This is a genomic window from Devosia sp. A369, from assembly GCF_054489345.1.
On record NZ_JBTMWV010000043.1, the window covers coordinates 1 to 8,561 of the forward strand.

The 8,561-nt window shown below is 60.8% G+C and carries 11 protein-coding genes and 2 pseudogenes; 9 read left to right on the forward strand and 4 right to left on the reverse strand.

Features of this window, described 5'->3' with window-relative positions:
• Positions 1-47: 47 nt before the first annotated feature.
• From ACX3OZ_RS20620 to ACX3OZ_RS20630, 3 genes and pseudogenes are all read left to right on the forward strand, one after another.
• Positions 48-728 (forward strand): potassium transporter TrkG, encoded by a 681-nt coding sequence (locus ACX3OZ_RS20620; protein WP_459105471.1) that lies wholly within the window; start codon positions 48-50, stop codon positions 726-728.
• Positions 721-1,395: a potassium channel family protein gene (locus ACX3OZ_RS20625; protein WP_459105472.1), complete on the forward strand. Its 675-nt coding sequence runs from the start codon at positions 721-723 to the stop codon at positions 1,393-1,395. Before ACX3OZ_RS20620 ends, ACX3OZ_RS20625 begins: the two co-directional genes overlap by 8 nt.
• A 190-nt stretch (positions 1,396-1,585) precedes the next feature.
• Positions 1,586-2,230 (forward strand): annotated as a pseudogene (locus ACX3OZ_RS20630) (histidine kinase dimerization/phosphoacceptor domain -containing protein); the annotation flags it as partial.
• A 78-nt stretch (positions 2,231-2,308) separates the two neighbouring features.
• Here ACX3OZ_RS20630 and ACX3OZ_RS20635 read toward each other — a convergent pair.
• The 4 genes and pseudogenes from ACX3OZ_RS20635 to ACX3OZ_RS20650 form a co-directional block, all read right to left on the reverse strand.
• A pseudogene (locus tag ACX3OZ_RS20635) lies at positions 2,309-2,524 on the reverse strand (DUF1275 family protein); the annotation flags it as partial.
• A gap of 208 nt (positions 2,525-2,732) precedes the next feature.
• On the reverse strand, positions 2,733-3,053 hold the full coding sequence (locus ACX3OZ_RS20640; protein ID WP_459105480.1) for a DUF983 domain-containing protein: 321 nt from the start codon (positions 3,051-3,053) through the stop codon (positions 2,733-2,735).
• 50 nt (positions 3,054-3,103) lie between these two features.
• On the reverse strand, positions 3,104-3,247 hold the full coding sequence (locus tag ACX3OZ_RS20645; RefSeq protein ID WP_459105473.1) for a hypothetical protein: 144 nt from the start codon (positions 3,245-3,247) through the stop codon (positions 3,104-3,106).
• Positions 3,247-3,690 carry a polyamine aminopropyltransferase gene (locus ACX3OZ_RS20650; protein ID WP_459105474.1) on the reverse strand — a complete coding sequence of 148 codons (444 nt, stop codon included), beginning with the start codon at positions 3,688-3,690 and terminating at the stop codon, positions 3,247-3,249. The genes ACX3OZ_RS20645 and ACX3OZ_RS20650 overlap by 1 nt, the downstream gene beginning before the upstream one ends.
• 950 nt (positions 3,691-4,640) lie before the next feature.
• Here ACX3OZ_RS20650 and chrA point away from each other — a divergent pair.
• The 6 genes from chrA (at position 4,641) to arsH (ending at position 8,525) form a co-directional block, all read left to right on the forward strand.
• Complete coding sequence (chrA, locus tag ACX3OZ_RS20655) at positions 4,641-5,819, forward strand: chromate efflux transporter (protein ID WP_459105475.1); 1,179 nt, start codon at positions 4,641-4,643, stop codon at positions 5,817-5,819.
• Between the two features lie 64 nt (positions 5,820-5,883).
• Positions 5,884-6,237: an ArsR/SmtB family transcription factor gene (locus ACX3OZ_RS20660; protein ID WP_459105476.1), complete on the forward strand. Its 354-nt coding sequence runs from the start codon at positions 5,884-5,886 to the stop codon at positions 6,235-6,237.
• Positions 6,234-6,761 carry an arsenate reductase ArsC gene (locus tag ACX3OZ_RS20665; RefSeq protein ID WP_459105477.1) on the forward strand — a complete coding sequence of 176 codons (528 nt, stop codon included), beginning with the start codon at positions 6,234-6,236 and terminating at the stop codon, positions 6,759-6,761. Before ACX3OZ_RS20660 ends, ACX3OZ_RS20665 begins: the two co-directional genes overlap by 4 nt.
• Positions 6,762-6,815: 54 nt before the next feature.
• The gene (locus ACX3OZ_RS20670; protein WP_459105481.1) at positions 6,816-7,463 is read left to right on the forward strand and encodes an aquaporin; all 648 of its coding nucleotides are present in this window, start codon (positions 6,816-6,818) and stop codon (positions 7,461-7,463) included.
• Positions 7,460-7,879: an arsenate reductase (glutaredoxin) gene (gene arsC, locus ACX3OZ_RS20675; protein WP_459105478.1), complete on the forward strand. Its 420-nt coding sequence runs from the start codon at positions 7,460-7,462 to the stop codon at positions 7,877-7,879. The genes ACX3OZ_RS20670 and arsC overlap by 4 nt, the downstream gene beginning before the upstream one ends.
• Entirely contained in the window at positions 7,872-8,525 is a 654-nt protein-coding gene (gene arsH / locus ACX3OZ_RS20680; protein WP_459105479.1) for an arsenical resistance protein ArsH, read from the forward strand. Before arsC ends, arsH begins: the two co-directional genes overlap by 8 nt.
• The last annotated feature ends 36 nt before the right edge of the window (positions 8,526-8,561 follow it).

The following is an 8,561-nucleotide window of genomic DNA, read 5'->3' on the forward strand; positions in this document are numbered from 1 at the left end:
CGGTATAGATCCCCAACCCTCCTGCAAGCGTCGCAGAAGGAAGATAGGTGGCCGACTTTTACGCCGCCCGAAGCGGGACTATCCCGCCGCTACCGTGGACTAATTTTGCACCGCCGCTCTCAGTTCTGGCCGTAGAATGGCATAATCCAGACACCTTGGGCCCGATGGGTCTAGGTGGGAAATTGCTCAACAGCGCCTTTCAGTCTGTCACCACCCGTACAACCGGATTCAATGCGCTCGATATCGGTGCTCTGCATGAGGAAACCCTGGCGGTGACGTACTTGCTGATGTTCATCGGGGGGGGCAGTGCCGGAACCGCCGGTGGGATCAAGATCACCACTTTCTTCGTGCTCGGGATCGTTGTCTGGTCGGAGGCGCGTGGCGAGCGGGAGGCGGCCTTGTTCGGACGGCGTATTGGGACGTCCATCGAGCGGCAGGCACTAACGGTGGTGCTGTTGTCCCTTACCCTGTTGTCCCTGGGCACCATGGTCATTTTGTTGGTGACCGACTACCCACTTGTCACGGTCTTGTTCGAGACGATTTCGGCTTTTGCCACCGTCGGTCTTTCGACCGGCATTACCGGCCAGCTGCCACCTGTTGCCGAATTGGTCCTGATCGTACTGATGTTCATCGGCAGAATGGGCACGATCACCATAGCGACGGCCCTTGCTCTTGGCAGAGGGCGAAGCGCACTACATTATCCAGAGGAGCGCCCTATCGTTGGTTAAACTCTCCAATCGCACCAAAGCCGAGACAATACTGGTTATTGGCCTTGGTCGTTTCGGAAGCTCTGTCGCGAGCTCGCTGATACGCATGGGCCACGAAGTGCTCGGCGTGGATGAGAACGCCGCAATCGTCCAGGAAGCGGCGGGCCTTCTCACGCATGTGGTGCAAGCCGACTGTTCCAATCCGGAAGCACTTCGACAGATCGGCATAGGCGACTTCAAAACCGCTGTTATCGCCATTGGGGGAGACCTGGAGGCAAGCATCCTCACCGCGCTCGCCGTAATCGAGGCCGGGGTTCCAACAATTTGGGCCAAGGCGAACAACGAACGGCACGGCAAAATCCTCAAGAGCATCGGCGTGAAAAACGTTGTTTACCCGGAGGCACGCATGGGCCAGATGGTGGCCCATATACTCACAGGTAAAATGATAGACTTCGTTGACTTGGACAATGATTTTGCCATGGTCAAAACTCGCTCACCCGTTGATCTAGTTGGGAAAACGCTTGAGCAAGCCAAGGTCAGGCAGCAGTACGGTGTGACCATTGTCGGCATCAAGCGCTCCGGCGAAGTCTTCACCTATGCTCAGGCTAATACGATTGTGCAGAAAGATGACCTTCTCATCGTTCTAGGGGAAACCCAACTGGTGGAACGCTTCGCCTCCAAAACATAGATAACCGTCCGTCGGTGATTGAGACATGCCCTTCGGCTTGCCTATATCTGAAGGCGCACGGGTTGCCGCCAGACAGAAGTTTGGGCGTTCTCCCACCGAAAAACTGTGATGCTGTTAGATCGGAGCCGGCCTAGTACCCCAACGTGCCATTTGATATCCATGAGCTGTTTGAAGACAAACGGAGGCCGGCATGACCAGCGCCGACGATAACGATGGACCGTCCTCCCAACTTGATCAGCTCATCGACACCCCAGAACTGGCGGACGCGCTGGAGAGGGATAGCTTTAGACAATTCCTCGACCATCTTCCTATCGCTATCGCGGTCTCAGAACTTCGACCAGAAGAACGCATCGTCTATGCGAACCCCGCGTTTCTAAACCTCATCGGGGCGGCAGCGGACTGGCCTGCTGGGCAAGGCTGGAGCGTCCTTCCTGGCAGATCGTGCGATCCGGATGACATCCATCTTGGTCAGGCAGTCACCGTGTCTAGTGACTTTGTCGGCCGCTTTGTCATTCCCCATGCCGAGGGGCGTTCTCAGACCGTGAGTGCGTGGTCAAACCTGATACTTGATGATGATGACGCCGCGATGTTCCGACTGGTGGCCCTCATTGACGCCAACGACGCCGATGCACGAGAGCAGCTCGAGCAGCAGCTGCGTGACAAGGACACGCTGCTGCAGGAAATTCAGCACCGCGTTAAAAATAACCTGCAGATGATCACCGCTTTGATCCGCTTGGAATCCCGGCAAGCGCCCGACCGGCAGGCTGCATTTGACCGGCTGGCAGGTCGCGTTGAAGCCTTGGCCCTGCTCTATGGGGCGATGACGGCTGAAGCACAAAGCGGAGAAGTCGATCTCGGCAGCTACTTGAACCAAATAGCATCCGCCGCGATGCAGGCCCAAGCGGTCGTCGGCGATCGCGGAGACGATGCCTGTCATGTGCGATGTGTACTGACCCACGGCGAGGAAGCCGCCGGCGTTGACTGCCCCTGCCACGAAGGTCAGCACCACGGCCAGCACGGTGTCGGCCGCATTGGAGCGATGGTGCGCCGTGGCCGCCCGCAGCAGCCTCGGCATGCGCCGCTCGCGCGCGGCGACGTTCGGCCGCGAGGGGGGAAGTCTGCGGGTCATGGATATGCTACCAGCCCCACTGTCCGCACTGACAGAACCCAAGCCGAGGCTTGGCGGACCACCTGACGACGGTAATTTCTACCCCGGTCCGCCATGGCCACCAACACCGCCAGCGTGGCCAGTTCGATGTTGGACGTGCCCGGCATCATCCCGTAGATTCTCGGTTGATATTACTTTGGGTTTGCGTCCGCGGGCTATTTTGACTTTTTCAGTGATGGCGACCTTCCCCGGCGCGGTTCTGGAACTGCAAAGCGACCAGCACGCCTTTGAAGGGGCGCAACAGCGACAGTGACAGAACCACCGTCGTGGGAATCCACAAAACCAGGTGCATCCACGGTGCGGGGTGGAACCAGGCCTCGGCGAGATACCAAAAAACCATGATAAGCGGCGCGACGAGGAAGATCACGAACACAGCCGGTCCGTCGCCGCTGTCCGCAAAGCTGTAATCGAGGTCGCAGCGGCTGCAAGCCTTTGCGAGGCTCAGGAAGCCGGAAAAAGCTTGCCCCGGCCGCAGCGCGGGCAGTGGCAGAGCAGGCCTTTAACAAAGGCGGAGCTTTCGGGTCTGGACATGGGTTCCTATCAGGTGCTGGGGAGCGCATTCACGCTGCGGTTGTCGCGACCGCGCAGCCGCCACTCGCGGAAGCGCCACCGGTTGATGTCGTGCAGGATTTCTGTAATTCCGGCCATGGGTCGCAGGAGGAGTTCCGGCTCCTGAAGCGCCATCACGTTTCCCGCCATGACCAGGGCATTGCGGTGCTGCCTGCCCCGGATGTCGAGGACCCGCACGTTGCTCCAGACTCGCCCATCGCCGTGGCGGCGTCATCTGGCGCCTCATCGAAATCATGCTCCGTAAACACGTTGGCGATCAGCTGACCCCTGGCTTCATCAAGACGGGTATGCGCCAGTCGGAAGAAGCTCATCGACCGGAGGTGCTGCGGTACGAACGCGCCGACATACGCATCCATGACGATGGCGTCGTAGCGGGCCGGGTTATCGCGCAGAAAATCCCGGCCGTCTGCCACGTGGCACGCCACTTCATCCGGCAAATTGAAATAGCGCCGTGGAAATTCCGGATGGCGTTGCTCGCTGGCTGGTGGATTTGGCCGACGCTCACAGATCAGTGCCGGTGCCGACCGGAGCCGCGTTCTTATGATCTCTACCCGCAAGCCCAAAGACGTCCGCGAGCTAGCCTCCCGTGCTCTATGCGCGTTCGAGAGCGTCCCCGAAGGCACCTTGTTTGATGGCCGGCCCATGTTTGATGGCCGGCCCATGTGGATCAGCTAACTGGAAGAGGTGGGTGTGATGCTGCAGGCAGTTGAATGGAAGCCAGGTGTCGATGACATGCCCCCTGCCAGCAATCTCAAGCCGGCCCGCGAACTAGCCGCCCGCGCCCTGTGCCGGTTTGACGGTCACCCGGAAGACACCAAGTTCGAGAGGCGGCCGATGTGGGAGAGCTATTTGCCGCAGGCAGATGCGGTGCTTGGGGCAATAGGCGGATCGTGCCGAGGACGTCGAATGCCCCCAGACCGCTTCAACCAATGCCTTAAGCACGTGCAACGGGCACGGAGGTGCGAGCCCATATTCCTAGCTGTGACAAAAGCTTGACGAGACGTCTTCGTTGGCCCTGATGAAATATCGACAGAACTAGGTGTTTATATGCCCTTCCTGCTTCGTTGATGCGAAGGCGGGCTGCTGGTGCCGTCACGTTCTACCGCAAGCCGAAGACAAGACGGCACTCGACGGAAGCTCGCCCCGAACGATCTTTCCGAGCCGGAATGCCAGGTGTCACGGTCGTTCGCCAGAGACCATTCATAGTTCGTCGATCATCCGGCACGACCTGGCAATGACGCTGCGTCCCACTGCGCGAATGCGCGATCAACCAGTTGGCGAAGCACCAGGCCTTCGTCACCCGCCCAGAGCAACCAACACCGATCAAACACCGCTATCCATTCCCATCCTCCATGCAGCGGATAATGACACGGCATCGGTCAGCCTCTCATCGTCATTGAACCGATACCAAGATTCTATAATTTGTTCATGATTGTGATCATGAGTGACGAAATTGACTGACGCCCCACATGCTAAAATTGGCCCGACACCTTCACGCGTTGGGGAAGTGTTCTTTGCATTTCTAAAGCTGGGTCTCACCTCCTTTGGCGGGCCGATCGCGCATCTCGGTTATTTCCGGGACGAGCTGGTGGTGCGCCGCAAATGGCTGGATGAGGCAAGCTATGGCGAACTCGTCGCGCTCTGCCAGTTCCTGCCCGGTCCGGCCTCCAGTCAGGTCGGGTTTGCACTCGGCCTACTCCGCGCCGGGCCACTCGGGGCCCTGGCGGCTTGGGCTGCCTTCACCCTGCCTTCGGCGCTGATCCTGGTGTTATTCGCCTATAGCGCCGCTGCATTTGCCGGACCGGCGGGCCTTGGCCTGCTGCATGGGCTCAAGATCGTTGCCGTTGCGGTGGTCGCCCAGGCCGTATGGGGCATGGCGCGGACGCTGGCGCCGGATCGGGAACGAGCCAGCATTGCTCTGGTGGGGGTTCTGATCGTCGTACTCGTGGTCGGGGCCGTCGGACAGATCGCCGCGATCATCGTCGGCGCACTCGCTGGATTGTGGCTATGCCGGACCGCTCCCGCTGCCGTGGCCGGGCATCTGAGATTTCCTGTCACCAAACAGGCTGGGGTCATGGCGCTGGTGCTGTTTCTACTGCTGCTGATCGGGCTTCCTATTCTGGCCGGGGCCTTCTCATCGCCGGGGCTGGCGCTGTTCGACGCCTTCTACCGGTCCGGATCGCTGGTCTTTGGTGGCGGGCATGTGGTGCTGCCCTTGCTCGAAGTCGAGGTGGTTCACTCGGGGTGGGTGAGCGAGGATGCGTTCCTGGCGGGCTATGGCGCGGCGCAAGCCATGCCGGGGCCGTTGTTCACCTTTGCCGCCTATCTCGGCGCGGTCATGGGGCCGGTGCCGCATGGCTTGGCCGGCGCGGTCATTGCGCTGCTGGCGATCTTCCTGCCGGGCTTCCTGCTGCTGCTTGCGGCGCTGCCGTTTTGGGATGCGCTGCGTTCCCGGCCTGCCATGCAGGCGGCCATGCGCGGCGCCAATGCCGCCGTGGTCGGACTGCTTGGGGCTGCGCTTTACGATCCGGTCTGGACCAGCGCCATTATCGGTCCCCATGACTTCGCGCTGGCCCTGACGGGCTTTGTATTGCTGACCGTTTGGAAAGCCCCGCCTTGGATCGTGGTCGCGCTCATGGCCTTGAGCGGGATGGGTCTGAGCCTGCTTATGCCCGCCGTCCCATAACGAAGCCAATGCGAAGCCCGTACAAAAGATTGACAGGCCCTCGCACATCCACCAAGCTGGATATATGGAATCACAACATGCAATCCCGGCTTTGGCCGCGCTCGCCCAATCGACCCGGCTCGATACGTTCCGGCTGCTGGTGCAACACGAGCCGGATGGGCTGGCCGCCGGCGAACTCGCTAGAGTGCTCGATATCCCGCAAAACACCATGTCAGCGCATTTGGCGACGCTCTCCAGGGCCGGGCTTATCGAAGGTGAACGGCGCAGCCGCTCGATCATCTATCGCGCCAAGCTCGATCAGCTCCGCGACCTGACCCTGTTCCTGCTCAAGGATTGTTGTGGCGGCGACGCCCAGCTCTGCGCCCCTATCATTGCCGCGCTCACGCCCTGCTGCGCTCCCCGAGAGGCCCATCAATGACCGACCGCGTTTACAACGTCCTGTTTCTTTGCACCGGCAATTCAGCCCGTTCGATCCTGGCCGAGGCTGTGATGAACCATGTCGGGCAAGGGCGTTTCAACGCCTATTCTGCCGGCAGTACGCCCAAGGGCGATTTGCATCCGCTGACGCTCGAAGCCCTGCATAAAGTTGGTATTTCGACGGAGGGTTTGCGCTCCAAGCCCTGGGACGAGTTTGCCATTCCAGGCGCTCCCAAAATGGATTTCGTGTTTACCGTCTGCGACAACCCAGCCGGTGAAGCCTGCCCGGTATGGCCCGGCCAACCCATGACGGCGCATTGGGGCATCGCAGACCCCGCAGCCGTTGATGGCCCCGCATTCAAGCAGCAGGCTGCTTTCGATGAGGCGCTGCGTTTCATGCGCAACCGCATTGCCGCCTTCATGAGCCTGCCCCTCGCTTCGATTGATCGCATGGCGCTCACCTCCAAGCTACAAGGTATCGGCAGCATGGACGGAACGACCACACCATCAGGAACGGCGGCCTAGGTGGCGACTATCGAACTTCCGCGCCGCCTGACAGCCGAAGCGCTGGGCACGGCCATGCTGTTGGCGACAGTCGTCGGCTCCGGTATCATGGCGCAATCGCTCACCGGGGATACCGCCCTTGCCCTGCTCGCCAATACCGTGGCGACCGGAGCAATTCTGGTCGTGCTGATTGCGGTTCTGGGCCCAATATCGGGAGCGCATTTCAATCCGGCCGTGTCGCTCGTCTTCGTCCTGCGCCGGGAGATCAGCATCCGCGATGCGGGGCTCTATACGATTGCCCAGATCATTGGCGGCATTGTTGGCACCATTGCCGCCCACATCATGTTCGCACTGCCGCTGTTGCAAACCTCCAGCAGAATCAGGACCGGCGAGGCGCAGTGGTTTTCCGAGGGCGTGGCGACGTTTGGCCTCGTCGCCGTCATCCTGGCGGGACTGCGGTTTGACCGTAAGGCGGTGCCCTGGCTGGTCGGTCTCTACATCACCGCCGCCTATTGGTTCACAGCCTCGACCTCGTTTGCCAACCCCGCCGTCGCCATCGCCCGGTCGCTGACCGACACATTTTCTGGCATCCGCCCGCTCGATGTGTCGGGTTTTATCCTCGCGGAAAATGCCGGGGCCGTACTGGCCTTTGCCCTCATGTCGTGGCTGCTGCGAAGCCCGGTAGTGGAGCCACTTCCAATCACTCCCGAAAGCCAATCATGACCATCACCATCTATCACAACCCCGCTTGCGGCACCTCGCGCAACACCCTCGCCATGATCCGCCAAAGTGGGGAAGAACCCGAAATCATCGACTATCTCAAGACGCCGCCAACGCGGGCACGCCTGGTTGAACTGATCGCGGCGGCGGGCCTGACCGTGCGGCAGGCGCTTCGGCAGAAGGACACGCCTTACGCTGAACTCGGTCTGGGTGATGAAACCCTGTCGGACGACCAACTGCTCGATGCGATGGAGTCCCACCCCATTTTGATCAATCGGCCGCTTGTGGTCACGCCCATAGGGGTGCGCCTGGCGCGACCCTCCGAACTCGTGCTGGCAATCCTCCCCAACCCGAACATCGGGACATTCACCAAGGAAGATGGCGAAATCATCCGTGCTGAAGGCCCGACTCGTGACTGATGCATCCGACCTGCCGAATCTTGTCCCGGGCCTGTTCGATCGACCCGACCTTGAGCGTTTGACCGCCGCAAAGCTTGATCACAAGCCGCGCATTTTGCTGCTCTACGGCTCGTTGCGCGAGCGCTCCTATAGCCGCCTGTTGACCTTTGAAGCGCAACGCCTGCTCGATGCCATGGGTGCCGACACCCGCATCTTTCACGCGCATGGCCTGCCGCTCCCCGATGATGCTGCGGATGAGCATCCCAAGGTGCAGGAACTGCGCGAGGCCATGCTGTGGTCGGAAGGCCAGGTCTGGACCAGCCCGGAACGACACGGCGCGATGAGCGCGGTGATGAAGGCGCAGATCGACTGGATTCCCCTGCCCGGCGGCGCCATCAGGCCAACACAGGGACGAACGCTTGCGGTCATGCAGGTGTCGGGCGGCTCGCAGTCCTTTAACGCCGTCAACCAGATGCGCATTCTCGGCCGGTGGATGCGCATGGTCACGATCCCCAACCAATCCTCGGTTGCCAAGGCCTGGCAGGAATTCACGGCGGAGGGCCGCATGAAGCCCTCGTCCTGTCAACGGCGGAGTAAAATCCGGCCATTAGGCGGAGCAAGACCAGGCCACCTTTGGCGCGCGCATGAGACCGCCGGGAGGGCATAGCCCGAGCGGGGGTCTCATGTGCGCGTGCGATTTTTG